The 25,252-nt window shown below is 46.2% G+C and carries 29 protein-coding genes, 2 pseudogenes and 2 riboswitches; of the genes and pseudogenes, 10 read left to right on the top strand and 21 right to left on the bottom strand.

The genetic code is table 11. The annotated features are described in order from the left end of the window. Nucleotides 1-38: 38 nt before the first annotated feature. Both MKR94_RS14675 and MKR94_RS14680 read right to left on the bottom strand, forming a co-directional pair. Nucleotides 39-308 (bottom strand): hypothetical protein, encoded by a 270-nt coding sequence (locus tag MKR94_RS14675; RefSeq protein ID WP_241647618.1) that lies wholly within the window; start codon nt 306-308, stop codon nt 39-41. An 804-nt stretch (nt 309-1,112) separates the two neighbouring features. After that, a pseudogene (locus tag MKR94_RS14680) lies at nt 1,113-4,127 on the bottom strand (Tn3 family transposase). A gap of 159 nt (nt 4,128-4,286) precedes the next feature. On the opposite strand from MKR94_RS14680, the gene MKR94_RS14685 reads away from it, so the two are divergent. The 6 genes from MKR94_RS14685 to crcB all read left to right on the top strand — a co-directional run bounded on the left by MKR94_RS14685 (nt 4,287) and on the right by crcB (nt 8,474). After that, nucleotides 4,287-4,850, top strand: coding sequence for a recombinase family protein (locus tag MKR94_RS14685; protein WP_241647619.1), 564 nt, complete (start codon nt 4,287-4,289; stop codon nt 4,848-4,850). A 92-nt stretch (nt 4,851-4,942) separates the two neighbouring features. After that, nucleotides 4,943-5,017: riboswitch (Fluoride riboswitch) on the top strand. A 105-nt stretch (nt 5,018-5,122) separates the two neighbouring features. Further along, nucleotides 5,123-6,025 (top strand): manganese-dependent inorganic pyrophosphatase, encoded by a 903-nt coding sequence (locus tag MKR94_RS14690; protein ID WP_241647620.1) that lies wholly within the window; start codon nt 5,123-5,125, stop codon nt 6,023-6,025. A gap of 3 nt (nt 6,026-6,028) precedes the next feature. After that, nucleotides 6,029-6,457: a universal stress protein gene (locus MKR94_RS14695; protein WP_241647621.1), complete on the top strand. Its 429-nt coding sequence runs from the start codon at nt 6,029-6,031 to the stop codon at nt 6,455-6,457. Nucleotides 6,458-6,471: 14 nt separating this feature from the next. Next, nucleotides 6,472-7,752 (top strand): phosphopyruvate hydratase, encoded by a 1,281-nt coding sequence (gene eno / locus MKR94_RS14700; protein ID WP_241647622.1) that lies wholly within the window; start codon nt 6,472-6,474, stop codon nt 7,750-7,752. A gap of 53 nt (nt 7,753-7,805) precedes the next feature. Next, the gene (locus tag MKR94_RS14705; RefSeq protein ID WP_241647623.1) at nt 7,806-7,985 is read left to right on the top strand and encodes a hypothetical protein; all 180 of its coding nucleotides are present in this window, start codon (nt 7,806-7,808) and stop codon (nt 7,983-7,985) included. Nucleotides 7,986-8,093: 108 nt separating this feature from the next. Further along, complete coding sequence (crcB, locus tag MKR94_RS14710) at nt 8,094-8,474, top strand: fluoride efflux transporter CrcB (RefSeq protein WP_241647624.1); 381 nt, start codon at nt 8,094-8,096, stop codon at nt 8,472-8,474. A gap of 125 nt (nt 8,475-8,599) precedes the next feature. After that, nucleotides 8,600-8,669, bottom strand: a riboswitch (Fluoride riboswitch). Nucleotides 8,670-8,718: 49 nt separating this feature from the next. On the opposite strand, the gene MKR94_RS14715 is transcribed toward crcB, so the two are convergent. The 3 genes from MKR94_RS14715 to MKR94_RS14725 form a co-directional block, all read right to left on the bottom strand. Beyond that, entirely contained in the window at nt 8,719-9,318 is a 600-nt protein-coding gene (locus MKR94_RS14715) for a uracil-DNA glycosylase family protein (RefSeq protein ID WP_241647625.1), read from the bottom strand. After that, the gene (locus MKR94_RS14720; protein WP_241647626.1) at nt 9,315-10,475 is read right to left on the bottom strand and encodes a TDT family transporter; all 1,161 of its coding nucleotides are present in this window, start codon (nt 10,473-10,475) and stop codon (nt 9,315-9,317) included. Before MKR94_RS14720 ends, MKR94_RS14715 begins: the two co-directional genes overlap by 4 nt. Before the next feature lie 155 nt (nt 10,476-10,630). Continuing rightward, nucleotides 10,631-11,629 (bottom strand): YncE family protein, encoded by a 999-nt coding sequence (locus MKR94_RS14725; RefSeq protein ID WP_338328029.1) that lies wholly within the window; start codon nt 11,627-11,629, stop codon nt 10,631-10,633. A gap of 229 nt (nt 11,630-11,858) precedes the next feature. On the opposite strand from MKR94_RS14725, the pseudogene umuC reads away from it, so the two are divergent. Further along, nucleotides 11,859-12,857: pseudogene (umuC, locus tag MKR94_RS14730) on the top strand (translesion error-prone DNA polymerase V subunit UmuC); the annotation flags it as partial. A gap of 497 nt (nt 12,858-13,354) precedes the next feature. On the opposite strand, the gene traI reads toward umuC, so the two are convergent. Continuing rightward, nucleotides 13,355-15,301: a TraI/MobA(P) family conjugative relaxase gene (gene traI / locus MKR94_RS14735; RefSeq protein ID WP_241647628.1), complete on the bottom strand. Its 1,947-nt coding sequence runs from the start codon at nt 15,299-15,301 to the stop codon at nt 13,355-13,357. Continuing rightward, nucleotides 15,301-15,612 carry a plasmid mobilization protein MobA gene (mobA, locus tag MKR94_RS14740; RefSeq protein WP_241647629.1) on the bottom strand — a complete coding sequence of 104 codons (312 nt, stop codon included), beginning with the start codon at nt 15,610-15,612 and terminating at the stop codon, nt 15,301-15,303. The genes traI and mobA overlap by 1 nt, the downstream gene beginning before the upstream one ends. 269 nt (nt 15,613-15,881) lie before the next feature. Between mobA and MKR94_RS14745 the strand changes: the two genes are divergently transcribed. Next, the gene (locus MKR94_RS14745) at nt 15,882-16,181 is read left to right on the top strand and encodes a RuvA C-terminal domain-containing protein (protein ID WP_241647630.1); all 300 of its coding nucleotides are present in this window, start codon (nt 15,882-15,884) and stop codon (nt 16,179-16,181) included. A gap of 36 nt (nt 16,182-16,217) precedes the next feature. Here the strand turns inward: MKR94_RS14745 and MKR94_RS14750 are convergent, their stop codons facing one another. The 5 genes from MKR94_RS14750 to MKR94_RS14770 all read right to left on the bottom strand — a co-directional run bounded on the left by MKR94_RS14750 (nt 16,218) and on the right by MKR94_RS14770 (nt 18,805). Beyond that, nucleotides 16,218-17,039 (bottom strand): DUF932 domain-containing protein, encoded by an 822-nt coding sequence (locus MKR94_RS14750; RefSeq protein ID WP_241647631.1) that lies wholly within the window; start codon nt 17,037-17,039, stop codon nt 16,218-16,220. Between the two features lie 586 nt (nt 17,040-17,625). After that, entirely contained in the window at nt 17,626-17,769 is a 144-nt protein-coding gene (locus MKR94_RS14755) for a hypothetical protein (RefSeq protein WP_241647632.1), read from the bottom strand. A 65-nt stretch (nt 17,770-17,834) separates the two neighbouring features. Further along, nucleotides 17,835-18,023 carry a cobalamin biosynthesis protein CbiX gene (locus MKR94_RS14760; RefSeq protein ID WP_241647633.1) on the bottom strand — a complete coding sequence of 63 codons (189 nt, stop codon included), beginning with the start codon at nt 18,021-18,023 and terminating at the stop codon, nt 17,835-17,837. Nucleotides 18,024-18,167: 144 nt separating this feature from the next. Then, nucleotides 18,168-18,446, bottom strand: a complete 279-nt coding sequence (locus MKR94_RS14765) for an Hha/YmoA family nucleoid-associated regulatory protein (RefSeq protein WP_422047396.1) — start codon at nt 18,444-18,446, stop codon at nt 18,168-18,170. Between the two features lie 5 nt (nt 18,447-18,451). Beyond that, complete coding sequence (locus MKR94_RS14770; RefSeq protein ID WP_241647635.1) at nt 18,452-18,805, bottom strand: hypothetical protein; 354 nt, start codon at nt 18,803-18,805, stop codon at nt 18,452-18,454. 221 nt (nt 18,806-19,026) lie between these two features. Between MKR94_RS14770 and MKR94_RS14775 the strand changes: the two genes are divergently transcribed. Both MKR94_RS14775 and MKR94_RS14780 read left to right on the top strand, forming a co-directional pair. Then, on the top strand, nt 19,027-19,305 hold the full coding sequence (locus MKR94_RS14775; RefSeq protein ID WP_241647636.1) for a type II toxin-antitoxin system RelE/ParE family toxin: 279 nt from the start codon (nt 19,027-19,029) through the stop codon (nt 19,303-19,305). Continuing rightward, nucleotides 19,305-19,613 carry a HigA family addiction module antitoxin gene (locus MKR94_RS14780; protein ID WP_241647637.1) on the top strand — a complete coding sequence of 103 codons (309 nt, stop codon included), beginning with the start codon at nt 19,305-19,307 and terminating at the stop codon, nt 19,611-19,613. Before MKR94_RS14775 ends, MKR94_RS14780 begins: the two co-directional genes overlap by 1 nt. Before the next feature lie 84 nt (nt 19,614-19,697). Here MKR94_RS14780 and MKR94_RS14785 read toward each other — a convergent pair whose 3' ends face one another. The 9 genes from MKR94_RS14785 to MKR94_RS14825 all read right to left on the bottom strand — a co-directional run bounded on the left by MKR94_RS14785 (nt 19,698) and on the right by MKR94_RS14825 (nt 24,318). Beyond that, nucleotides 19,698-20,183, bottom strand: coding sequence for a hypothetical protein (locus tag MKR94_RS14785; RefSeq protein ID WP_241647638.1), 486 nt, complete (start codon nt 20,181-20,183; stop codon nt 19,698-19,700). Between the two features lies 1 nt (nt 20,184). Continuing rightward, a complete protein-coding gene (locus MKR94_RS14790; RefSeq protein ID WP_241647639.1) occupies nt 20,185-20,433 on the bottom strand; it encodes a sugar ABC transporter substrate-binding protein in 249 nt (82 codons plus the stop codon). A 60-nt stretch (nt 20,434-20,493) separates the two neighbouring features. Continuing rightward, a complete protein-coding gene (locus MKR94_RS14795) occupies nt 20,494-20,916 on the bottom strand; it encodes a plasmid partitioning/stability family protein (protein WP_241647640.1) in 423 nt (140 codons plus the stop codon). After that, on the bottom strand, nt 20,909-21,886 hold the full coding sequence (parM, locus tag MKR94_RS14800; protein ID WP_241647646.1) for a plasmid segregation protein ParM domain-containing protein: 978 nt from the start codon (nt 21,884-21,886) through the stop codon (nt 20,909-20,911). The genes MKR94_RS14795 and parM overlap by 8 nt, the downstream gene beginning before the upstream one ends. Nucleotides 21,887-22,205: 319 nt before the next feature. Beyond that, entirely contained in the window at nt 22,206-22,925 is a 720-nt protein-coding gene (locus MKR94_RS14805; protein WP_241647641.1) for a tyrosine-type recombinase/integrase, read from the bottom strand. A 20-nt stretch (nt 22,926-22,945) separates the two neighbouring features. Beyond that, on the bottom strand, nt 22,946-23,419 hold the full coding sequence (locus tag MKR94_RS14810) for a hypothetical protein (protein WP_241647642.1): 474 nt from the start codon (nt 23,417-23,419) through the stop codon (nt 22,946-22,948). Nucleotides 23,420-23,423: 4 nt separating this feature from the next. Further along, the gene (locus MKR94_RS14815) at nt 23,424-23,675 is read right to left on the bottom strand and encodes a transcriptional regulator (RefSeq protein ID WP_241647643.1); all 252 of its coding nucleotides are present in this window, start codon (nt 23,673-23,675) and stop codon (nt 23,424-23,426) included. Next, a complete protein-coding gene (locus MKR94_RS14820) occupies nt 23,672-24,058 on the bottom strand; it encodes a hypothetical protein (RefSeq protein WP_241647644.1) in 387 nt (128 codons plus the stop codon). Before MKR94_RS14820 ends, MKR94_RS14815 begins: the two co-directional genes overlap by 4 nt. Continuing rightward, on the bottom strand, nt 24,055-24,318 hold the full coding sequence (locus MKR94_RS14825) for a hypothetical protein (protein ID WP_241647645.1): 264 nt from the start codon (nt 24,316-24,318) through the stop codon (nt 24,055-24,057). The genes MKR94_RS14820 and MKR94_RS14825 overlap by 4 nt, the downstream gene beginning before the upstream one ends. Between the last annotated feature and the right edge of the window lie 934 nt (nt 24,319-25,252).

Genomic DNA, 25,252 nt, shown 5'->3' on the forward strand with positions numbered 1-25,252 from the left:
ATATATCGAGGCTTAACCCTTACGGCGCCTCTAGGGGCTTATCGAGGGTAATACGGGTGCATAAACCAATCCATAATGAGGATTTTGTTATCGTTACTGAGTCTTTCTGCGGCCCGGATAAAATCAAAATTCACAGTGCGGCCGAACCAAATAGACAGAAAAAAATCCACTAAGATGAGCTCACCACTGCTTAAAGGTAAGCCTTCAGATGATTTCAGCGTTGTCTTCATAGCGTCCAGGTCCCAATACGCCGCGATATCGGGAAAACCTTCTAACATAGCTTTAAATCTGCGTTTTTCTTCAATCATGATGATCTCTCATTTGATGTCATATCAAGTGGGTTGTTTGTTTTCACAGTCGTTGATTAATATTTGACGTATAGAACTATGATTTTTCCGTCTATTAGGTACCTTTGTCTGCCAAGATCAGAAAGCATCATCTCTAGGCATAAAGAAATCAGGGGACTTTTCTACATGTTTAGGGAACGAAAACCAAGGATAAAGCTTAGTAATTAAATTCTTATCCTCAATTAATGAGTAAGGAGCGCTAGGCCAAGGGTCCATGACGACGTTCATTAGTTAATTAATATTTGACGTATAGAACAATGATTTTTCCGTCTATTAGGTACCTTTGTCTGCCAGGATCAGAAAACATCGTCTCTAGGTATAAAGAAATCAGGGGACTTTTCTATATATTTAGCGAACGAAAACCAAGGATAAAGATTAGTAATCAGATTCTTATCCTTAATTAATGAGTAAGGAGTTCTAGGCCAAGGGTCCATGACGACGTTCATCTTTAATATGGTCATAGCTCTGCTTTTAATTGGAGCAAACTCTTTCTTTTCTTGGAGATAGGCCTTTAAGACCTGAGGATCTTGCAAAGCCTTAAATTTCACTTTCGTGTAGGGTATTCCTTTGATTTTCATTATTCGAATCGACCTATGTGAAGGAGAGCTGAGGATAACAAGGTTATTTTGTTAAGGCTTCCTCGCCTCTTTAATCTTGTTTACGAAAGTTATAACGTCTGAGTAGGGAAAACGATAATGCTCTTTACCTCTCGATAGGGTCTTTACAGAATGAGGGGTTTGAGGGCCAATGGGGCGAAAACCTACGCTAAGCGTCTATATATTCGTTAACCTGTTGATTTAACGGTCTTAGCTCACCTTTCATCACATTTTCAGACAAGGTGAATGAGTAATGACCTAACATATTGATATGGCCATGCATCAATGGTGATAATCTTGACATGTCTTCTTCATTAATTTCAGTAGGCTGGCTATCAGTATTAATATGTCCAAGGGCTTCCTGCATATACAGCGTATTCCATAAAACAGTAGCATTTGTTACCAGTCCCAACGATCCCAGTTGATCCTCTTGCCCTTCGCGATAGCGCTTTCTGATTTCGCCACGTTGGCCATGACAAATGGCGCGAGCCAAACTATGTCTTCCTTCACCCCGGTTTAGTTGCGTTAGTATTCGGCGGCGGTAATCTTCATCATCAATATAATTCAACAGATACAGCGTTTTATTTATTCGCCCCGCTTCAATGATGGCCTGTGCCAGACTGGACGGACGCGTGCTCTTCAATAAACTACGGATTAACTCTGATGCTTGTACAGTACCCAGCTTAAGAGAGCCTGCAATCCGCATCATATCGTCCCAGTTAGCCTCAACCAGTGCCAGATTAATGCAACCACGGGCCAGTTCATCGAGAGGACCATAATTTGCATTTTTATCCACTCGCCAGAAAACGGCATCTCCGGAGTCCGCCAGACGGGGAGAAAACTGGTATCCCAACAGCCAGAACAGACCGAATATCAAATCGCTGGCACCTGCTGTATCAGTCATAATTTCCTGTGGATTCAACCCCGTTTGCTGTTCAAGTAAACCTTCCAGAACAAAGATTGAGTCCCTCAAGGTGCCCGGTACAATAATGCCGTGAAAACCAGAAAACTGATCGGAAATAAAGTTGTACCAGGTAATTCCCCGATTGGAGCCAAAGTATTTTCGATTAGGTCCAGCGTTAATTGTTTTTACTGGCGTCACAAAACGCATACCGTCAGCAGAAGCAACCTCTCCACCACCCCATAGCTGTGCTAGACCTAAGGTTGCCTGATAATCAACCAAGCGGGCATTAGCTTTGATAAGCGTTTCGGCCCGAAAATAATTTTGTTTAACCCAGCTCAGGCGATGTCAGGTTAATGATGGAATATTGTGCTTAATCAATGGTTCAAAGCCAATATTGCAGGCTTCTGACAGCAATACGGCACAAATGCTGACATGCAGATCTTTTGCTCGCGCATTGGATTCGCTGACATGAGTAAATTCTTCGGCAAATCCTGTGTGGGCATTGATTTCCAGCAATAGCTCCGTCAGATCCACCAAGGGTAAAAGACGTCTGACTTGCCTGTTTAGAGCTATCAGGCTGGGTGGTTCATCCAGTTTCTCAAGGCTGCTGATAATCAGCGTAGGATGTTTCCCTGCGTGGTCGATATGAACTGACGCATTATCATTAAAACCATCAGCTACCGTTTTCCAGGCATAATCTAACTGCTGAGCCAGCTTTTCTGTTGCCTGCCGAGCATTTACAGGGTGACCTAATGCTCGACAGACAGGAACCCGTTGGGCTTGCCATTCTGTCCCTTGTAACAGTTTTGACCGTGGATCACCCCAACGATCGCTATTTTCAAGGTAAATATCTCGCCGCCTTAATGCATCCTGAAACCGTTCCAGTAGACATAGTGAATAGCCAGGTCGTCTCACTCGGCCTTCTTCGTCAAAGACCAGTCGTTTCCAGGCACCGGTGATAATGTTTTTCGGTGCATCGTCAAGTATGTGCTTTCTTGAAGTGCCTAGTGACGATAAATAGTTAAAGGCTGCCAGGGTCTGTTCTCCCGCTGGGGCTGCCCGAAAAGTTAACTCTCGGAGCACTCTGGGCAGAAAACGGCGAACGCGTCCATATTGTTCAATCATTTCATCGTGGAAGTTATTGTCTGCCGGCCGAGCCAACTCGTTGACCATTTTGACAGACTCAGCCAGTCTTTCTTTGGGAATGCAGGAAAAAATCGATTTTCGGAGGTGCGCATCATCGATTACCTCATCCAGCAGGAGCGCACAGGCTTTTGCCAGCATTAACGAAGAGCGGTCCAGATCCTTCAGCGTTCTCAGCCGTTTCTTTTGCCCCACTTTTTTAGCCTCTCCCGCAATATTAGTGATCAGCATATCCAAAACATCGATGGCTTCATCCAGCGCAGTGACCTCCAATGATTTAACAAAGGCAATAAGTATCGCTGTACGTTTATTTGTGGGCATACGAGCTATCTTTTTTACCGAGGTAACATTGGCATAGCGCGCAAGACTTTTTAGCTGAGCAGGTGGAAGGCCTGTAAAATCAAGTTGCTGAAAACCCAGTTGGTGCAATTTATTATAACGATCCAGTGCATCATTAAACGCAGGACTACTGATTGTCACTGGACCTTTTTTCAGTTGCTCGAACATGGATACTCTCTGGCCTTCACTAAAGATCAGTAATTCATCCAGTTGTTGTTTCTGTTCATCATTGGGCAATGCCAGTAATCGCTGCCAAAGTCGGTTAGCTGCTCGTTCGCGGATTTCGGTGATCACTCGTGTGAGTGTTGTGGCTCCTGGTAATAAAATTTTATGCTGTACCAGCCATGCAGTGGCGAAATCGAACATCAGGCTGGGGCGTTCATTGCTAATCCATGCGCGGGTATACAACAACCGGTTCAGCCTAAATGTCCACGGAAACTCCCCGAATTCATGATAGTGATAATACTTTTTAATTTGGGCGTAATGCTCCCAACGGGTTGGTTCTCGTTTTGCGTATTCTGCCAGAATCTCAGTCCGGCTGATTGAAAGCTGCCTGGCAACAAAGGCTTGTACGTTGTGCGGAACCAGAGTCAAATCAGCCAGGAACGCGCCTAAAAATCGGACTGATGTCAGTTGAAGGGCTATACCAAGACGGTTCTGATCTCCTCGTCGTTGTGCTATGAATGCCAGGTCATTTTCATCCAGAATAAAATAGCGGGACAGTTGCACCTCATTCGGTTCCGCTGCATAACGTCCATAATTTTGCTTCTGCTCTTCGGTCAAAAAATCAATAGGCATTAAGCACTCCTTGCGCAACTATGACTTAGGTCTATTTTTAACTATCTCAAATGTTATAAATTTTGAGACCGCTAAAAATGGCATCAAACATAAGTATCAAAAATCGTGATTTATACCTTATGATACTACGTAGTATCAATATCGATTTTTGAGACCAATATGGCATTACTGGGGTATGCAAGAGTATCAACCAGTCATCAAAAACTGACGCAGCAGCTCACAGAGCTGAAATCTGTCGGTATCAGAGATGACAGAATTTTTACTGACACGATGTCGGGAGCCACGGATGAACGCGAAGGGTTACAACGGCTGCTTGCCCGTGCCGAAAAAGACGACATCATCATTTGTACAAAAATGGACAGGCTTGGCCGCAATACAGCGGATATGATCCACATTGTGGACGCCTGTTACAAAAAGGGGATCGCCATTCGTTTTCTGGAGAATGGACTGAGTACTGAAGGTACTATGGGGAAAATGGTGATTCAGATACTCGCGGCTGTCGCTGAAGCTGAACGTGAGCGCATCCTCGAACGCACCAACGATGGTCGGCTGGTTGCTATGGCCGCTGGTGTTAAGTTTGGCCGTAAACCTCATCAAAAATCAGCAATGGTACGGGAACTTATCAGCCAGGGTGCCACCGTTAAACTCATCATAGAGAAAACGGGTATTTCTCGTGCAACGTATTTCAGAATAAAAAAACTCACCCGCCATTCAACAGATTGAGACCTTAAAAATTTTCTGAAGGCCCTGACAATTTAAATCTGGTTGAGGAAGCAGGAACTTTTGTTGCGCACATCGCGATTTTCACCTATGATTTTTATCAAGGTGATGGTGTTCCACCTTTCCCAACCGCCGGACTCTTCAGTTCGGATGATGACGCCTGATATACATTTTTGCTTTTCTCCTTAGGCACGTATGTCAGGTACTCTTATGAAAAAAATTCTTTGTAGTCACTCATCCATGCATTGCTCACCTTATTTATTAAAGGTGTCGCTATGATTTATGTTTTTGGCCACCAAAATCCCGATAGCGACAGTATCTGCAGTGCACTTGTCACCGCAGACTGGTTAAACATGCTTGGGAAGTCTGCAACCCCATTTCGGCTGGGTGAAATTACCCCAGAAACCGCCTTCATTTTGCAGCAAGCCGGGGTTGACGCTCCTCGATTACTTAGCGAAGACCTGAGTGGGACGCCGGTCTGGCTGGTCGATTTTACCGATGCGGAGCAAGGACCTCCTTCTTTAGCTCTCAGCAATATTGTTGGCATCATTGACCATCACCGATTGGGTACTGTGATGACACAAAATCCTCCGGATGTATGGATACGCGCCGTCGGATGTTGTGCCACTATCCTCTGGCAAATCCTTACCTTTGAAAACCAACTGAGTATTTCCAGCGCTCAGGCTACCCTGATGTTAGGGGCTATTCTGAGCGATACAGTTGCCCTCAGCTCACCGACGACGACCGTTCATGATATTGCTGCCGTAAAGGGTTTAATCGCAATCAGCAAACTCAACTATGACCCCTTTGTTAAGGGGTTACTTGTCGCTAAAACCGATATCCGGGGGCAAAGCCCCCACACTTTGCTTATGAAGGACGCTAAACGCTACCAGATTAACGGTACCTCGGTGCTCCTGTCACAAATTGAAGTCGCGGCCATGGCAGATGTGGATTTGGTTCTTCCCGACCTTCATACAGCACTGATGAAAGAATGTCAGTGTGGCGGTTTTGACATTGCAGTGATGACTATCACAGATATTTTTCAAAAAAACTCAACGTTATATTTCTCAGAAAATAATGTGCTCAACTTCGCGAGTTTGTCCCTGCCTGGGGTTATCAGCAGGAAAAAAGACATACTGCCGTGGTTGACGAGCGCTATATCAACCTCCTGGAGGTAATCGATGCCAATGTATAAACACGCTCTCATACTGCTCAGTGATGAGTCTGACGGTCAGTTTCTGCTCCAAAGTGTTGCGCAAAGTTTTCATGAGCAAGGAACGGCGATCACCCTTGGACATCTCACGTCGGATTACCGTGAACTCGATATTGCCTCCGATTCTTTAACAAAAGACCGTCAGTCTGCCGACGTTATTGCTGCAAAAGCCATGTTAAGTCGGTTAGTGCAGTCAGCCAGCGTCCCTGTTGATGTAAAAGAAATTGTCACAATTCATCGATTTCGTGACGTTGAAGTCTGCGTCACCGAAGCGGGTGTTGATCTGGTCATTATGGGACATAAAAACAGACTGTTTGGGATGATCTCTTCACATTCCATTGAATTCATTAACCACCTGACCGTTGATGTGTTGATTAAACATATTACGACTCACTAATGCCTGAGGTTTATATGAGCTTTATTCTTGAGAAAATCGTTGCCCGAGAGATTTTGGATTCCCGGGGGAACCCGACTATTGAAGTCGATGTCATCACCCAGTGTGGCACTTTTGCCAGAGCTTCCGTACCTTCAGGAGCCAGTACCGGTTCGCGTGAGGCCATCGAACGCCGCGACGATGATAAAACTCGCTTTGGAGGAAAGGGGGTACTCAAGGCAATCGAGAGTGTTAACACAGAGATTAATGACAGCCTTAAAGGACATGATGTGCGCGATCAACGTGGCATTGATGACATTATGATTGCCCTGGACGGAACAGACAACAAAGCACGCCTGGGAGCAAATGCTATTTTGGGCGTGTCATTAGCCACAGCGCGTCTCGCGGCGCAGTTATCTCATACGCCTTTGTACCGATATCTTGGCGGCATTGGGGCTAACCTTCTGCCAGTACCCTGCATGAACATTATCAATGGCGGAGTTCATGCCCGTGGGCAGGGAGCTGACTTTCAGGAATACATGATTGCCCCTTGCGGAGCACCGACATTCAGGGAAGCCGTGCGCTGGGGTAGCGAAGTATATCACTCGCTCCGCCAGGTTCTTCTGGAAAAGGGGCTGTCGACGGGGGTTGGAGATGAAGGTGGTTTTGCACCTGTCGTTTCTTCTAATCGTGAGCCGCTGGAACTGATCGTTTTGGCGATTGAGAAAGCAGGGTACCGCCCTGGTGAAGACATTGTCATTTGTATGGACCCGGCATCCAGCGAGTTTTATCGTGATGGGAAATATCATCTGCGCACAGAGAATGCCGAGCTGACCTCGCAGGAAATGACGAATTACTACCAGACGCTAGTTAAAAATTTCCCGATTGCCTTGATTGAAGATGGCCTCGCTGAAGATGACTGGGCTGGATGGAAAATCCTGCACGGTGCATTGGGAGGCCAGATAGAATTGGTAGGCGACGATCTGTTTGTGACCAACGTAAAGTATATTCAGCGCGGCATTGACGAAAACCTTGCCAATGCAGCATTGATTAAACTCAACCAGATTGGTTCCCTGAGTGAAACCTTTGATGCGGTGCAACTTTGCCATGACAGCAATTGGGGCACCTTTATCTCACACCGCAGCGGTGAAACGGTGGACAGCTTTATTGCTGATATGACAGTAGCCATGCGTGCCGGCCATCTTAAAACAGGGGCGCCGTGTCGGGGTGAGCGTATCGAAAAATACAACCAGCTCATGAGAATTGAGGATGAGCTGGGTTCATCGGCGCAATTTGCAGGAAAGTCTGCCTTTAAATGACCTTATTGTGCCAATAACCCCGGCTTACACGTCGGGGTTATTCTGGGGGTATGATGAAAGCTCACGTTTTTGTTATTTCTATGCTTACTGGGATTGTCGTCACCTACGCCGTGTTACTCCTTGGTTGCTTGTTCATCGGTAAAACGCTCCCCACTGTAGGTGTTGTCATTCTGTCACTTGTCGTGGGGGCTTCTGCTCAGCAACTGTCGAGGGTATTAATGTCAAATAAATAGGACCTCCCCTTATCTTGCATGCAGTCAAAGGATATACATTAACAATGTCAGCCAAATGAGGAAATGTCCTGATATTGTTACGAAAAAAAATTATTTTATGAGGGGTATATGATTAAATCGCTTTTTGCCGTCATTATCGGCGGTTCTGTTGGATGCACTCTGCGCTGGTTACTGTCCACACGCTTGAACAGTCTTTTTCCAAACCTCCCGCCTGGTACATTGATGGTGAACCTTCTGGCAGGATTAATTATTGGTGCTGCACTGGCGTACTTTTTAAAACAACCACACCTTGATCCTTTTTGGAAATTATTGATAACAACGGGCCTTTGTGGAGGGTTGAGCACTTTCTCAACATTTTCTGTTGAAGTATTCGCATTATTCCAGGCGGGAAACTATCTGTGGGCTTTGACGTCCGTACTTGTTCACGTCATTGGGTCACTCATCATGACGGCTTTAGGATTTTTTATCATAACCTCATTATTAGCCTGATTGTTTACCCACGTAGTGAGTTCATCAACTAATGTGATGCTTAGCGTAGGTTTTCGCCCCATTGGACCTCACCCCCCGCCGGGGAAAAATCAGGGACGGCCTTACGCACCTCCTGAAAATCAAGAGTCACATCAGGCGTCATCAGCTCCGGAACGGAGCGGTTGGGAAAGGTGGAACGCCATCACCCTGTTGTCTGAGTATAGAACCGGACGGAAAACCTGTCAGTATTATTCTGCTGGCGATCTCAGCCTGCCAGAGCAGCCCGTGCCTCGCGGAGCACCCGGCGGATGTTTTCCGGCACCGCCGGGCTCGTGCAGAGCGATAGAGGGCTGGGGTGCGGCATCGTCAGCACCGTGACGCCGGGGCGCAGGTGACTGGCCGTCCCGCGGGCCTGCGCCGCTACGGCACCGGCCAGCACCACCACGCGCAGCGCGGGCAGATGCGCCAGTACGTCCTCAAGCCAGGCGCAGCCGGTACGGATATCCGCCGCTGAGGGCCGCTTCTGCGGCCCGTCACTGACCCAGGGCACCGTATTCCACAGCACGCTGTCCCGGCGCGCAATACCGGCTTCCGTCAGAAACCGCCCCAGATTCTGCTGGGCCGGCCCCGGGTTATCTCGCGAGACGAACCGGGGTGACGGGCTGCTGCGCGCCGGCGACTGCAGCAGGACGAGCAATCCGGCCCCGCTCCCGCCGTCGGCCGGATCAAACCACGGCAGCTCCACGCCGGCCTGACGCCGCCCGCTGACCCAGCTATTCAGCGCGGCCACGTGCGGCTCGGTGACCGCCGCGAGGCGTTCCTCGCGTAAAAACGGGTCCAGCAGCGACGTGCAGGTTTCACTCACGGCTTCCGGTCCAGGCCTGCCAGGCAAGGGGAAACAAAGAGTTTCCCGCTCCATGCCCCGCGCACCGTCTTCACCGCGACCAGCAGCCACATGGCGGCCAGCATGACGACAAGAAGCGCACCGAAGCCTTTAAAGAACGCCAGGTCAATCAGGGTGGACAGCTTCAGCGTGGCCACGGTGTACACACCCAGCGGGAAGGTAAAGCCCCACCATCCCAGATTGAACGGGATGCCTTCACGGAAGTATCGTACGGTTATCAGCGTGGCCAGCAGCATCCACCACAGGCCGCAACCCCAGAACAGAATGCCGGCCACAAACCCCACGCCCTGGGCGATATGACCCATTTCCGGCATGCCCGCCGCAGCAAATACTCCTGGCGCATCTCCGCCGATGACCAGCATACCCAGCGACCCGGTGCCAATCGGCCCCAGAGCCAGCCAGCTTGAGGCTGCCATACTTTCGTGCGGTAGCTTGTGCAGCGCCATACGCAACAGCAGAATGGCGAGGATGCTCAGAGCCACCGGCACGGAGTACGCCCACAGCACGTAGCTGGTAATAATGATACCGAGCTGCGCGTGGGTGTCGGCAATGTGCGGCGCCAGCAGGCCGCCGCTTACCGCCGCGACCTCGGCGGCCACGACCGGCAGTAACCAGACGGCGGTCATCTGGTCAATGCTGTGCTGCTGCCGGGTAAACATCATGTAGGGAATACACACGCCGCACAGCAGCGACATCGCCACGTCCAGCCACCACAGGGCGTGTGCCACCGGAATGACGTCTGCGCCCCACCGAGGAAGACCGAACGCCAGCAGCCCGTTAATGATGGTCGCCATGCCCATCGGGATGGTGCCGAAGAACATGGACACCGTTGAATGGCCGAAGATGCGCGTTGCCTCGCCAAAGTACATGACCCAGCGGGCCAGATACATCACGGCAAAGACGCTGAACAGCAGGATGTTGAACATCCAGAGCCCTTCCGCAACGAGGCGCAATCCCGGAACCTGCCAGGGGAACTGCGCCAGAGACAGCGACAGGATGCCGGTCCCCATTGTTGCGGCGAACCAGTTAGGCGTGAACTGACGTATGGCCTCTTTCGGGCTGCTCAGCGCGCTCAGCGGGCGCGCACCGTTATGCAGGGTGAATATTTTATCGTTCATGCCTGAATCTCCTGAGTAGACAGGAACAGTATAGGCATATCGCAAATAATCTTTAAAACAAGTTATACTTTTATAAATAACCTGTAAAAGTGGTTATCATAGCCCCTACTCCACGCCGTACCGTCACTGCGTTGCACCTGAGTGGGGGAGCCCTGTCAGGCCTGCGGCGGGCTTTTAATCGTTGCCGTGACGCGATTCTGTTTCAGGTCAACCACCGCGATGCTGAGGTCTTTATTGAGCACCCACGCGCGGGCACCGTCTTTACTGAAAACGATGGCCTGGCGGGGCGCATCCAGTCCGGTAACGGTGGCGACCACCTTACCGGCGGCGGTATCAATGACGGAGAGGCTGTTGTCGCCCAGGTTGCCGCTGTAAACATAGCGGTTATCCGGCGTCAGCGCGGCACCGTAAGGGTCCTGCCCCACGGGGATGGTTGCCGCAATGACGCGCTTCTGCGTGTCGACCACGGCGATGGTGTTGCTGCCGCTGTTAGCCGCGTACAGTGTGCGGCCGTCGGCACTGACAGATATGGCGCGCAGCTTGCTGAAGCCGGTTATCTCGCCGCGAATGTCGCCCGTCACGGCGTCAACCAGGGTAATTTTATCGCCCTTAAAGTTGGTGACGTAGACGGTTTTACCGTCCGGGCTGATTTTGATGCCCTGACGGGGCTGGGCAAAACCCGCCACGACCGCAACGGGCCGGTTGTGTGTCAGGTCATACACCGAGAGCGTGCTGGCAGCCTCGTTATTCACATACAGACGCTGCCCGTCACAGCTGATGGCCGTGCCGAAGGCCCCGGGCCCCAGCGGCAGCGTTGTCGCCACGTCAAGCGTCCCGGTGCTGATTTTTCTGACCACGCCGAGACTGCTGTCAGAAAGAAATATGGCCTTGCCGTCCGGAGAGAAAAGTGCATTACGGGGGGTGACGTAGCCCTTCATCACCTTTCTGACCTTCCCGGCAGCCAGGTCGTAGACCACCACGTCAGAGCGATCACTGTAGGACGCCACCGCCATTTTTTCATCGGGACTGACAGCAAGGGAATTGTTGTGGATATCGCCGTCAAACGTCCAGCGTTCCTCTGCGGCACCGGCGAGGGTGCTGATGAGAAGAAACGCCACCGCGGTCAGTCCCGGAATTCCGTATTTTTTTATCATCATTTTTCCTGCATAGGGGGTAAGGGATAAGACTCATTGCCCGCTTCAGGGCTTCAGAAGAAGCGTGGCAGATAAACCCCTGTCAGGGAAATCGATTTTCCTGCTATGCCTTACCAGTCGCCTTTTTTATGCTTTGATCGTAGGTAAACTGCAGCAATTTAAGGCTGAATAAGTACGGACTGGATTTCAACCCAGGAGGTGTAGTTGCTCATTTTTTGTTTAAATTCCATTCCACATAAATGCAGATCTCAGTGCAAGAATAATGCAGATTTTAGAGGATATGGCCCCCGTCGTCGAAATATACTCTATCGACGAAGCATTTATGTGCTTAAAAAATATGGAAAAAATTATCAACTATGAACAATTTGGTAGGGAGGTAAGGGCACGCGTGCTCAAATGGACCGGACTGACGGTGGGCGTTGGGGTAGGTCCGAGAAAAACTCTAGCAAAATTAGCAAATTACGCTGCCAAAAAGTATACAAAAACAGCCGGTGTCGTTGATCTTTCACAGCCAGTAAGGCAGCGAAAACTGATGGAGCTGGTCGAAGTGGGTGAGGTATGGGGCGTGGGACGGAAAATTGGCCAGCGATTGCACGGCATGGGCATTAAAACTGCTCTGCAGCTGGCCGACGCGTCGCCTACCTTGATGCGAAAACACTTCTCCGTAGTGCTTGAGCGCACGGTACGGGAGCTGCGTGGCGAGCCTTGCCTTGAGCTGGAAGAAATGCCCCCCACCAAACAGCAAATCGTCTGCTCACGCTCGTTTGGCGAACGGGTTACGCGATATGACCTGATGCGCGAAGCGATATGCAGCCACGCGGTACGGGCGGCCGAGAAATTACGCGGTGAAGGGCAATACTGTCGCCACGTTTCCGCATTCATCAAGACAAGCCCCTTTACCCCCAACGAGCCCTATTATGGCCGCTCGGCGAACATCATTCTTCCGACCGCGACCCAGGACAGCCGCGATATTATTACTGCAACGACACAATGCCTGGACTCGATCTGGAAGGATAATCTGCGCTTTCAGAAATGCGGTGTCATGCTGGGAGATTTCTACAGTCAGGGCGTCGCCCAGTTCGGTCTCTTCGATGAAATAAAACCCCGAGCAAACAGTGAAAAACTGATGGCCGAGCTAGATGGCATCAATCATACAGCAAAGGGTAAGGTCTGGTTTGCCGGTCAAGGAATCCAGAAAGAGTGGGAAATGAAGCGCAATATGTTGTAGTCAGCTTATACAACAAGGTTTAGCGAACTGATGCGCGTAAAGCTTGATTAACCTGCGTTCCTCCACTCACCTTACTGCTATGAGGAATTTTAGGTCCAATAAGGCAAGCACATTTGGGATTGATCTGTATTAAATGTCATTCTTTGTATAGTGCGCCGGAGATAATCAAGCCCGTTGCACAACAAGATTTTAACATGACATCCGAATCCTGCATGACTTCGGCCTCTACTCATGCACCTTGTCTGAAAATGTGGTGAAAGGTGAAATAAGGCCATTAAATCAAAAGATTAGTGAATATCTAGACGCTTAGCGTAGGTTTTCACCCCATTGGACCTCAAACCCCAATGAGGTAAGCTGACTCCCTCGATTACTAGATTATTACGAAAAGCACACATAAATTCGCCTTCCGTAATTCCGATCATTTCTGCCACACTTCTTTCGCCATAAGACCTACACGCCACTATGTTGATGCTATAAAGCTCCATAGCGCTGAAGCTTTACGGTTTGAATTGTTCAATATGCCTTAAATCGTCGTCGTCTTCCTTTCGATTACGAGAACGATAAACCCTATTAAGCCGAGATTGCTCTGATTCAGCTTCCCGTATTAAACGCTTGTCTATAATGCGATGGGCCTCATCAAGTTCTGCCGATTGCTCAGGTTGTGTTGGTTGTACAGTATGTTCAGGGAATTCACGGTTATATGCGGCTAAACGTTGGAACGCTAATAATTTAGTATAACTTTCGCCAGTAATCTCGAACCGTTCCCCAGACTTCCACGAAGCTAAATCTATCCCCATATCGATAGTTGATAGCGAGTTTTCCAACGGAAATCTAACCTCTATACTATCACCGCGATCAATGACCTCGTCGCGACCTGCGGAAGAATAAACAGCAGAACCATCGCGATGTAAACGGACATTAAAGCCTTCTGCCTTGAGTAGTTTTGTATCATCACCAGGCGCACAGTGTAGGATCATATCAGACTCAACCGGAACACGGTTTTTACGCCCTTCCCTATATGCCCAACCACGCAACTGACTTACAGCAGCTTCCCGTCCTTTAAGAGCTTCCTGCTCCGTCCATGCGCGATAAGACATCGGACGATACTTACCTTCATCACGTAATTTTTCACGTTCGGATTTAAGCTGTAGACGTAATGCACCCATTGCCTTTTCACGTTCAAATTCGACAACATGATACATTAGCTTTCGCATATGCGGATCATTAACACTAGTACGGATACGTTGTTTCTGACCTTTAAAATCAGTTGCTAGCTCACGGAATCTAGCGCTCGCCTGTAAGTCCGGTTTTACCCATGATTTGCGATAAAGTTGATAATCATTTTTCAGGTTTTCGCGAGCTTCGGCACGTGCAACACGTCTCTCCTGACGTGCCCCAATATCCCGTTTGTGTAAGCTTTCGTTATACGCTTTATGAACGTGTTTATTTCGTAAATCTAAAGGTGGCGTCAGTGAAGGTGTAAAGGGACCTAACTTCGATTCAATACGTTGACGTGTCATGCCAACGTGAATTCGTGACGCTTTTATCGGGGTTTGTTCTGGATTAAATGCATCACGGACAATCATTCCCTCGCCCCGAGCTTCGAGCTTAAGTCCTGCGCCAGAGAAGACATTATGAATACCTTCCCAGCTCGCAGTTTTATCACGAAACATCGCGTTAATCTCACGGCGACAGTGCGTCACAGCATAGGTATAAAGACTCTCTTTATCTGCAAAGTGCTCCAGTGTTGCCGCACCACGTGGTGCGCTTTTATGACGGCGAGGAGCACGCACAATATTGTTATTCGCATCACGAATCCAACTTCCGTTATCAATCTTAAACCCATGTTTAAGTTCTAATTCGCGACATAATTTATGTAATTTATCGACATCGTTGTAGAGAGTTACAGCCTTAAAACTTATAGGGTGTACACGATTAGCCGCGACATGGACGTGTACGTTATCAGTGTCTCTATGGATTGACGAAACGTATTGATGTTGCCCCATATCCATACGCTTTAGAGCCTGATGAACACTGTCGAAAATCTGGTCTTCACTAGGATTTTCATCTTCCTGCCAACTTAAAATAAAGTGATAAACAGGGTCCTTACAGTGAATATTTTGATCGGATACACTTTGCATTTCTAAGGCCGCACTTTCAAAAGAAAGGAGGTTATGCTGGCTAACAACCCCATCTACAGATACGCGTGAATTCCCTCGTTTGTCGATAGACATTAACTGAGATTCAACAAGATTTTCGTTACGGCTAACATAATCAACTAGGCGCTCGAAAACCTTAGAACGGCTACGAGCTGGACGAGCAAATCGTTGGTCTTCCTTGATTTCATCCTTAAGCGAAATATCATCACGCACAGACATGTAACTCACTAGCTGTATGAAGCTAGAGCGTCCATCACGTCTTTTTGGTGGGATGATAACGTTCATTAATCGCCTTGTTGTCCTACACGTAAAATGGCCTTCTTCAGCTCTTGTAATACTTCGGCATATTCTTTACTTCCTATGCCGTTACCTTGTGTGAAGAGGTACTTTTGTAACCCGCCGAGCTTTGAAAGCTCCGCAATGAGCTTATGGTCATTACGGGGCTTAATCTTTCTAGACAGCGCACAGCGAAGCATAAACGTACCAACACTTAACCCAGCATCGGCAGCTTTCTGGCGGACTTCCTCTCGCTCTTCCGGTAGGCACCTTACAGGGGGAAGAGTAGCGGTTAAGTTACGTTTTTCGCTTTTGCTCATCGTTTATGACGCCATTTTTCCAATTAAAATTACAATTCCGGGGTGTCGGGGCTTGCCCTGACCAGGTCGTTTTGGAATGCTGCCATCGTGATGGCGGTATTACAAAACATATCCTGTCCCGTAGTTTACTACTGTGAGATTGATTATAGCGGATCTGCTTTTGGGTGTCATGGTTAAAGGTAGGTTGAAGGGCAAAAAATCGATAGATTGCACCATAGGTATTTTATCGTTTACATTACGTGCATAGATTAAAAACGGAGAATGAAGATATGCCCCCTCGTAAATTTTTCACTCAAGAGCAAATTGATAACGCAAAATTATCACTATCTGAGTTACCTGATCTGACACCTGACAGAATTTCTCGTGATGAAATGTTATCGTCAATTAGTGGGGATATAATCGAATTATCTTCAAAGAAAGGATATACAGCTTCGGATATCAAGGAAGCACTAGAGAAGATAGATATACAGGTTAGCGAAAAATCTATTTCAGAAATTATCCGAAAAAATGGAACTAAATCGGGTAAATCTAGGCGTAAACTGAAACCAGTCGAGCAAGAAAATAGTTAATAAAAAAGGTGATCATCAGATCACCTTTTTTTTAACTTATGATTTTAGCTCTTTCATTTTTTCCGCTAATGACCACAAAGCACGGTTTGTTTTTATATCGCCATCAATACCATTGATCGGACGTGTTCTAACTAACCTACCTTTTTGATTTCTTCCTAATACTCCACCCTTTATGATGTTTTCTTGTGTACGTTGGTAAACAGTCCAGATGTCGTTGTTCTGATCTTCTCGACGACGTGGACGTAAAATAGTTTCTGGCGTCAAAGGATTGTGTTTATCTTCGTATCGGTACTCTAAAGCTGCTTCTGCAAAGATGCGTTGCTCATCATTGCTTAACTGTATAGACTTCATTTCTTGGCATGATTCTGTAACGCTATCGAAACGATCTAAAACCTCATAAGCGCCCTCGATTACGTGACCAACTACATCACCTTTATGCGGGACTCTAATTTCGCCAAAAGTATCACCACATACCATTCCATTTTGACAAACAAAACGAAACATTCCCGCAATCATTTGATAGCTGCTTGAACCATCATGACTATTTAAAAGAATTATTTCTGGAACCTCTGCACCAACTATTTGAGAGCTTTTTCTTAACCGCAACATGTGCTTTGCGTGACCGACTTTATCCTCTTTTCTTACTCTTGCCTGACAAGCGAAAAACGGCTCAAATCCTTCTTTACGTAACTTCTCTAAAATTTCAATGGTAGGGATATATGTATAACGTTCACTACGTGATTGATGTTTGTCGTCTGAAAAAATGCTAGGTACGTGACGAAAAATTTCGTCATTAGTTAACGCACGGTCGCGACGGATCATATTTACATTACGGAATTTAGAAGAAAGGCTAGCCATGATTAATACCTCTGTTTAGCTGACAGTACAGCGTTTAAGTTTTAACGGTGTCTTTAGAAAACTTCTTCTGACGCCGTCCTTTTTTTTCTTACTTTTTTATCGGAATTACTGCACCGATGGCCTAGAAAACCTCACCTATGCGCCCTGACAAGGAAAAATATGAAGCCGCAGCTTGAAGGAAGAATGACTGAAAGAACGGGTGAAATATTTTAACGTAGTGGTCCTTTTCTGGGAGCATAGGTGAGGTATTCGTGTAAGGCCCGGTGCAATAATTCTGATAATGTTTGAGTAAAAAAAAGGGCGGCGTCAGAAAAGGGCAAACGTAGTGCGCAGCCCGTAAGGGCGGAGGTCAAGCGAAGCGCGAAGCCGGGTAACGGCGGAGGTGAGAGCGATAGCAGCCCGAAGGGTCGAGACGCTTTGCGGCTCGATGCGAAGCACAATGTAGCGACCCCGAAGGGGACTCACCCAAAGCCTTTTATTTTTTAAAATTGTGACGTTACTGGTAAAAATAGGGGATGAATTAGAAGATCGGTTTATATATCGAAAACGATAATAGACCGCTGAAAGCGGTCTATTATCTTGGTTCTTATGAGTAGCCATGCGCCCGTTCAAGCGCTCGTAAAAACTTATCAAGCTGTACGCCATTCATCGGCGGGATCTTTACCGATTTACGTTTCTTACAACGACGAACAACATACTTACTAAAAAACTTCAAATTATCGTCACTCATACGTACCTCGAAGAAATAACTATCACTTGCTTGGATAGGTAAGGGGGACAAGTCCCCCTTTCGGCTTATCGTTTCTCGGAAACGTATTTATCGAGTGCAGCAGCGAGTGCATACGTTGAAGGAAAAGCGCCCCTATTTAAACGCTTGTTAGGGATCTCATTAAAGGCACTTAGACAAGCTGCTAACAGCATGTCTTTATCACTCTCTACAAGAGCCTTAAGTTGTCCGGGGGTGATCGCTTTTTTCTGTGACATGATTTTATATCCATCGCCTATCGTGACGTTAACGCTACTCAGGCACCATTGCCCTTTCGATGTGATTATTATACGACAAACGGGACACCTTTTGCAAGGTAAATCCCGTTTTTAATTATTATTTTTTACCTAAATATCAGTTAATTATCTAACATACTGCCATACATGAGGGGGAACCTTATCCCATAATTTCCCCGTCGCCAGCTCTGCGCGGCGATGGTCGGCGGCTGATTCAAAAGCTAGGAGGTTTTCTGGTGCGATATGATTACGATCTCTCATCGATTCATAGACTTTTTCTAACGTGTCCAGGCTTTTACAGCGCCTAAACCTTCTGATGTAAGCGTTTCGTAATTCGCTGTAGTTGTTAACGGTCATTGTTCTTTTTCCGCGTAGAAATTCAGAATATGCGCCCATTGGGCGCATAGTGGTTAAGCGTAGCTTGTGACGCTGTGAGAGGCGTCAGGAGACGTTTTATAGGCATAACCCTCACCATCACTAATCTTAATAAAAGGGCGGCTACAGGTCGTTAAAATGCGTTTTACGATAGGCTCATCAATGAAGTGATCTAGTAATGGGCTTTTCTCGCCGATCATTCTGTCTTCGCTTGCTATGGTGTTCCCTCTTATCTCGCGAAGCACAGCCGTTTTCTTACCTCGTACCGCAACGACTTGATAAAAATTAACATTTGTTTGCTCATAGCCCCAGCAACTTGCGAAAACATCGCCTACACGAACGCTACCGCATGGAAAATGAAGTGATTGTGTCTCGGTTAAAATGGTCATAGTTTCTTACTCATCGCCTATCGTGACGTTAACGCTACTCAAGCACCATTGCCCTTTCGATAAAAAACATTATACGTCTAATGGGACACCACTTCAAGAGGTAAACCAATTTAATTAACTGTTATATATAAATATTTTTAATTTATAGAGCACTGGAATAGTGTTGCGTGATAATCGACATATTGCTATAATGTCTACTATCACGCAACAGGTAAGATGCTATGATTAAAAGTTGGAAGCATAAGGGATTAAAAAGGTTCTTTGAGCAGGGTAGTACGGCGGGAATTATCTCAAACCATGCCAACCGGCTTGAGTTACTACTTAGCGCTTTAAACGATGCAGATACAATCAACGATCTTGGAATGCCCAGCTTTAGGCTCCATCCTCTTACTGGGAATAGGAAAGGCATATGGTCGGTAACTGTCTCAGGAAACTGGCGTTTAACCTTCGAATTCGATAACGGTGATGTGTATATCTTAAACTATGAGGATTATCACTAATGACGACTAAACGTATTCCGCCGCATCCTGGGCGCTTTATTGCCGAGGAGATGGCTTATCTTGATATTAGCCTCCGCGCGTTAGCTCGCGCGCTGGCTGTGTCGCCTTCGACGATTGGGCGAATTATTGAGGGAACGGCAAGCTTAACTCCTAACATGGCGGTAAGACTTGCCGCAGTAATTGGAAGCACGCCAGAAATGTGGCTCAAACTCCAAGCCTCGCACAGCCTAGCGCAAGCAAGACAAGAGGTTGATATAAGCGAACTGATCCACTTATCAAAGCCTGAAACGGCTTCGCATATCGCATAAAAAAGCCCGCATAGGCGGGCAATTCCTTGCGGTTGAAAATGGTTTTAAATTGACCTTTTCTGACGCCGCTTTTTCTTTTTGGTACTACTCTTTACTTTCGATACGCATTGCGGGGTGAGTCCCGGCAAGCAACATCATAAAGTTATACTCACCAACTTTGAGTGAAGCGCTGTTAGAGGGCTTCTGTTTAGATTTCCATCCGTTTAGCGAGTATCCAAATAACTCAGCGATCTCTTGCTGTTTAAGTCCTAAATCCTTTCTTAACTGTGCAACAACTTGACCGCTCTCAGGTACTGCTGCCCAAACATTAGTGAGATTATCTTTCACACTAAAGTTTTTGAGCTTGTAATCTGGATGAGCATCGGCAAGCAATAGTAAAAAGTTGCTTTCGCCTATCGTTAAACTACTCGCGTTATACTGACTGACATCACCTGCGGACGTTTCTTTTCGCTGCCAGTTGCGTAGGTCGTAACCCATCACACGGCCTAATTCAGTTTGAGTTAGCCCCATTATTTGTCGGAGCTGCTGTATCTTTTCAGAAGAAAGAACGTCGCCTACAACCTTGTACATATCAACTATCCCAGAAGTCTGATTGTAGAAAAATTTTCACTTCCCTTAAGGCCGGATAATTTTGTGCTTTAAGGCCCTCTTTTGTTTGCGACGTATAATGCGTCTGCTCGCGCATCTGGTTTAATCGCTTATTCCATCGAGCACAGATAGCGCGATAGGTTCCGTCATTTTCCTGTAGGACTTCAAACGTAAACTTATTATTCCCGCTAAACCCTTCAGAAAAGTAGATTTGTTTCGCTGCTGAACTCACGTAAACCCCCTTTGTGATTATCTACACAGTTAGGGGGCGTTTGCCCCCTACCGCTCCATTCTATAATCCTGGAAACATTCCTTTAGAATTGGCAAGAGTTTCATCTTCAGGTGTCACTTCTGCTTTTGCGGATTTAGCTTCAGAGTTCTTTATCGCGCCTAAGTCCTGAGCATCGATACCGCTACTTTTCAGGAGTGCAATAATTTCATCAAGCTTATCGTCTGACTCATTTAAAGCACCTGGTAATACACTGTTAAAAATACTTTTTACCTCTTCGAGTGTGATCTCAGGCGTGAGTAATTCCGCAAGTAGATAAGGCAATCGCTTATCAAGCTTAAACAGTGCAACACCACTTAATAAAAACGCACGGTAGGCCCTGCCACGCTCTTTTTGTCGAATAGCTTGGATAGCTTCAATTGCTTCCTCATCACCGATGTTTTCATCGGGATAGAGATTAAATTGAATCTTCTTGAAATCATTCATAAGTCAGGCCTTCACGCATTTGTAGCATACCGGTAACTAACCCGATCTGGGGGTCAGTACCGATAAAGAAACGATCATCTGGCATATCAGTTGCCGCTTTAACAGCTTGAGCGATAATTGGTGCTCCGCCGCCGACACACATAACGTGTGTGTAACCGCTAAACGGTTGGATAGCATCCACTACCTTACGGATAAGGCTTTTCTCGCGGTCGCTGATAGCCTGGAGAACTTGCTTACGTAAAGTTTCGTTATATAACCGGTGGGTCAAAAACTCGGTATCTTTATGGCGTAGATAAATAGCTTCAGCTTGTAGAGGTCCAACACGTGTCGTCGCTTTCATCGAATCTCGGATACCATCGGTTACGATTGATACGCCGATCTTTGGATCAAACCCAGTGCGAGTGATACCGGCCATTTTGCTACGAACGTGTGAGATATCGAGGGTTGTACCGCCTAAATCTACGATCAGTAACGAGTCATATTCAGGAAGTGCTGACAGGATTTTGAAGCCAGCAGGGATACTTTCAGGGAGCACAGTAACTTGCTTTATAACGAACTGCTCCTGACTACCTTCAACCGTAACAGAGCGCATGACACTCTGTTTCTTCTTCTCGATATTTGTAAGATTAGGCTGGTTTGTACTCGTCAAATATTCAGATAACGGCAGCGTCACTGCAACGTCTACCGCACAAGGCTTTAAACCTGAATGATGTAAGGCGTGATGTATAGCAACTACGTTTACCGGGCTATATTGGTAGCGAATATCTGTTGTGTTCACTGCGTCTGCGCTGTTGGGATCAAACGAGTAGTGTTCACCTTCAATTTGATAATTCGACTGTTTATCTTGACCTGCGAAATTGAACGACCATTCTGGCTTGAATGAGTTAGGGCTGATAAATGTACGAACTTCCCCCTCATCCAGCCATGCAAGCTTAATGTTAGTAGAACCATCGTCGATACAAACGCGCATAAGACTCATAAAAACTCCCAGTAATCTACATTGATCGTATTAGTGATTCATCTACACAAAATGTATGCGTAAACAGTATGAAATGTATTATATACACTTCGCAACCCCATGTAAAATACATTTCGCATTATCACTACAGACATTTCGCACTATAACCGCAAACAAAAGACATAAAAAAAGCACTGATAAATACACTTAACAATGCTTACGGATACAAATTTAATTTTAATAGGGTAAAGAATAAATAATTATTACACTTCACATTGTATACACATACATATCACATATTTATGTTTGATGCCTGATCATGCTTTTTATTTCACACTTCATAATCTGGTGTGAATCTCACATCAAATTGGCGCCCAATATCCAGGGCAAATACCTTCGTATAAACTTCCGTCGATTCTAATCTTGCATGACCGGCATAGGCCTGAACAATTTTCAAAGGCACTCCGTGTTGTATCAGGTTCATGCAGTACGAATGTCTAAAAGTATGAGGTGTTATAACAGGAATTGAAAAAGTGACATCGTCACGCTTAGCCCTTTCAAGCGCCGCGGATAACCAATTGCGTACAGTGTTTTCATGTACCGGCCAAATTAGCTCATGTTTGCTCTTTTTAGTCGTAGCCAAAAACTCTCGCATCTTCCTAATGAATGGAGGATCGGTCAGCGGAACTGCTCGACGTAATTCCTCATCCTTACGGGGGCGGCCTTTTCCTCGACTACGCTGTTTCAGTGTTCTTAAAACAGCAAATGCCATATCACCTTCTAAATTCAGTGATGCCGGTGTGAGCGCCAGCGCCTCATTAAGTCTAGCGCCGGTCACCCATAACACCGCAAAAAACATCTGCTGATTAAGATCTGGTAAGTAACGCAATAATTGCGACACTTCAGGCATTAAAAGATAAGCAGGGACATCGAGGCCCGACGCGAGTGCCGCAGCTCTAAGCGTTACCGCTCGCTGATAATCGAAATAGACCGGGAGCTGGTCATTACCGGCTTTTGATTGTGAGGGTAGATTAAAAGTAGGAAGATTCATTGATGATCTCCTGGGCAAGATTACAGTACACGATAACGGAACCCTTCCTGGCTAACATGGTTATAGATTTGCGTACCAGAAAGCCCAGAACTTTCGCCATACACTTTTAATTTCCTTCCGACCGTGAGCTGTCGAGTCATACTTGAATAATTTTTATCAGTTGTGAGCGTAGGCAGACATGCAGCTCCTTGAGAAGAAAGACTGTGTACGGCGAAAACCCTGACTCTGACATCTGGTGAGCTAGATTTTTGGCTAACTATTCCAGAAACACTATCAATCACACGGTTGCTAGTTTGCGCGTATTCAGTATCGGATAAATAATTACCTGCTGAAGTTAGCCAGAAATCCTTAACGGCGGTAACTTTATAAAGTTCGCCGCGTTCGGCAGCTCCTTGGCCTGAACAGAGCTTAGCGTAATCACCTTGCCCCGGTAACATCGCACATCCCGAAAGTAATAACGCTGATAGTGCTACAGCTCCGAGTACTATTTTCATATCGTTAATCCTGTGAAGAAATATTAAGTAAGGCTTCTAAGCGTGCGATAACATGCTCTTTTGAGAGTTTCTTAAGCTCTGGGAGCATTTGACGTAACTGAAGCTCACGCGTAGCCCGTTCGGCAAGTTGAGGAATATCCCCTGGCATTTTCTCATAGACTTGGTAGGTCCTCAGTGAGATCCCGAAATATAACGCAGCACGATCTTGCGTCCAATTACAGCCCCTACGCCATAGGCGCAATTCAAACCCAGTCATACGCTACATGGCCCATGTGTCCAGTGTATTGTTAGTTTTGCTGATTGATAAATATATTGTTCTACAAAACGACAAGCTATGGCTTCTCTTTCTCCGACAGATACGGTGGCTGTATAACCTTCAGTTTTTAGGTAGCGACTCACGTTATCAAGTACGACAGAGTGTACGTGTGTAAACTCTTCTTCTACGAAGGTTTTTCCAGTATTAGCAGCGACACGTATACTTGAAATTATTTTTTTTGTCTGGGCTATGCTCTCATCGACAGAGCGTTCGTAGACTTTATCTGTACCGATTTTTACAGTAATCCTCTCTGCGGCTTCAGCACGCAATCTGTCATCAGCATCGATTGCATCATGTATTTTGTTTAGGATCGTTGATTTCACTTTTTTCCTCCTATCAATGCAGAAAAGGGATTGTTTTCAAAATGCGTATAAGCCGCCTCAAACGCCTTGTGCTTATCTGAGAATAAATCGCTACCTATCCCTTCCCATTGCTTGAACGGACGGTGTAGAACGCGCCACAAATCCCCCTCGGGCCAAATGACATAGATACGACTTATATCGCCGTAAAGTTCTTTATCGCTGAGTCGTTCACCGTCTCGCAAGGTATAGAACGCGGCACCACTTGAAATGACAGTTTGCAATGTTCCCTCCTGTAACAACCAAACATCAGAATATGCAGAATCTGCGTATTGAATAAACATTACTATAAACATGCAGATTCTGCATATTGCACATAATTAACGAGAAATCCACTTTATAGATAGCAAGGAAACTATCACTTTAGTAATGATAACTGTCAGTAAATAAATCGAGGGCGCTTATAATTTGTGTTAAATAATGGCATTTCGAATTTTACACAATCCTAATTTTTTGGCGTCATAAGAGGGGATGTTTAGGAGCGTTTTAATACCACTAGATACTGTGCCATGCTGCTATGATTATTACTATATGTAGATCTATCCACAGAATATGTGGATAAGTAAACGAGTGGAGGGAATACCAGAAAAACCCAATAAACAAGATAGCTATTAAAAATGACTGACACTGGCGCACATATTAAAAAGACCTTTCAGAAGATGAAACAACTAACGAAAGCAATGAACCATTCAAATTCTGCCTCTAAACGGGCTGTAATCAACGTACGGATAGAGGATGACTGAAAACATCAGGCAGAGTTAGTTCTTGAAGAGTTAGGTTTGAGTGCCTCTGAAGCTATAACCCAGTTTTATCGTTATTTATCCGAACACAAAAAATGCCCTTAGTTGAAGTGACACGAACATTCATTAAAAAGCCACTCTCTATCCGTTTAGAAAGTAACCCTATCCACGAAAGAAATTATCGTGCTTACAAAGAGCTAAATCATAAAGAAGAAATATAGATATTGAGATCACAAGTTAAGATCTCAAATTAAGATCTTAAGTTAAAACAAGTTAAAACAAGTTAAGCCTGTGGATATATCTCTAGAACCCTTGGTATCAAAGGGCTGAAAAATGACGTCGGGACATGAAGTACGAGTGATGGGACATGAAGTACGAGTGATGGGACATGAAGTACGAGTGATGGGACATGAAGTAC

Origin of the sequence: Rosenbergiella metrosideri (genome assembly GCF_022602565.1) — a bacterium.
GTDB classification, from domain to species: Bacteria; Pseudomonadota; Gammaproteobacteria; order Enterobacterales; family Enterobacteriaceae; genus Rosenbergiella; species Rosenbergiella metrosideri.

Coding starts and splice junctions, on each gene's coding strand:
- MKR94_RS14795 (WP_241647640.1), bottom strand. CDS start 20,916: ATGAATGATTTCAAGAAGATTCAATTTAATCTCTATCCCGATGAAAAC.
- MKR94_RS14780 (WP_241647637.1), top strand. CDS start 19,305: ATGACGACTAAACGTATTCCGCCGCATCCTGGGCGCTTTATTGCCGAG.
- MKR94_RS14690 (WP_241647620.1), top strand. CDS start 5,123: ATGATTTATGTTTTTGGCCACCAAAATCCCGATAGCGACAGTATCTGC.
- MKR94_RS14720 (WP_241647626.1), bottom strand. CDS start 10,475: ATGAACGATAAAATATTCACCCTGCATAACGGTGCGCGCCCGCTGAGC.
- MKR94_RS14770 (WP_241647635.1), bottom strand. CDS start 18,805: ATGACCATTTTAACCGAGACACAATCACTTCATTTTCCATGCGGTAGC.
- eno (WP_241647622.1), top strand. CDS start 6,472: ATGAGCTTTATTCTTGAGAAAATCGTTGCCCGAGAGATTTTGGATTCC.
- MKR94_RS14695 (WP_241647621.1), top strand. CDS start 6,029: ATGCCAATGTATAAACACGCTCTCATACTGCTCAGTGATGAGTCTGAC.
- MKR94_RS14760 (WP_241647633.1), bottom strand. CDS start 18,023: ATGTCACAGAAAAAAGCGATCACCCCCGGACAACTTAAGGCTCTTGTA.
- MKR94_RS14755 (WP_241647632.1), bottom strand. CDS start 17,769: ATGAGTGACGATAATTTGAAGTTTTTTAGTAAGTATGTTGTTCGTCGT.
- traI (WP_241647628.1), bottom strand. CDS start 15,301: ATGAACGTTATCATCCCACCAAAAAGACGTGATGGACGCTCTAGCTTC.
- MKR94_RS14775 (WP_241647636.1), top strand. CDS start 19,027: ATGATTAAAAGTTGGAAGCATAAGGGATTAAAAAGGTTCTTTGAGCAG.
- MKR94_RS14745 (WP_241647630.1), top strand. CDS start 15,882: ATGCCCCCTCGTAAATTTTTCACTCAAGAGCAAATTGATAACGCAAAA.
- MKR94_RS14675 (WP_241647618.1), bottom strand. CDS start 308: ATGATTGAAGAAAAACGCAGATTTAAAGCTATGTTAGAAGGTTTTCCC.
- MKR94_RS14725 (WP_338328029.1), bottom strand. CDS start 11,629: ATGATAAAAAAATACGGAATTCCGGGACTGACCGCGGTGGCGTTTCTT.
- mobA (WP_241647629.1), bottom strand. CDS start 15,612: ATGAGCAAAAGCGAAAAACGTAACTTAACCGCTACTCTTCCCCCTGTA.
- MKR94_RS14705 (WP_241647623.1), top strand. CDS start 7,806: ATGAAAGCTCACGTTTTTGTTATTTCTATGCTTACTGGGATTGTCGTC.
- MKR94_RS14765 (WP_422047396.1), bottom strand. CDS start 18,446: ATGCGCCCAATGGGCGCATATTCTGAATTTCTACGCGGAAAAAGAACA.
- MKR94_RS14815 (WP_241647643.1), bottom strand. CDS start 23,675: ATGACTGGGTTTGAATTGCGCCTATGGCGTAGGGGCTGTAATTGGACG.
- MKR94_RS14685 (WP_241647619.1), top strand. CDS start 4,287: ATGGCATTACTGGGGTATGCAAGAGTATCAACCAGTCATCAAAAACTG.
- crcB (WP_241647624.1), top strand. CDS start 8,094: ATGATTAAATCGCTTTTTGCCGTCATTATCGGCGGTTCTGTTGGATGC.
- parM (WP_241647646.1), bottom strand. CDS start 21,886: ATGCGCGTTTGTATCGACGATGGTTCTACTAACATTAAGCTTGCATGG.
- MKR94_RS14805 (WP_241647641.1), bottom strand. CDS start 22,925: ATGAATCTTCCTACTTTTAATCTACCCTCACAATCAAAAGCCGGTAAT.
- MKR94_RS14810 (WP_241647642.1), bottom strand. CDS start 23,419: ATGAAAATAGTACTCGGAGCTGTAGCACTATCAGCGTTATTACTTTCG.
- MKR94_RS14750 (WP_241647631.1), bottom strand. CDS start 17,039: ATGGCTAGCCTTTCTTCTAAATTCCGTAATGTAAATATGATCCGTCGC.
- MKR94_RS14785 (WP_241647638.1), bottom strand. CDS start 20,183: ATGTACAAGGTTGTAGGCGACGTTCTTTCTTCTGAAAAGATACAGCAG.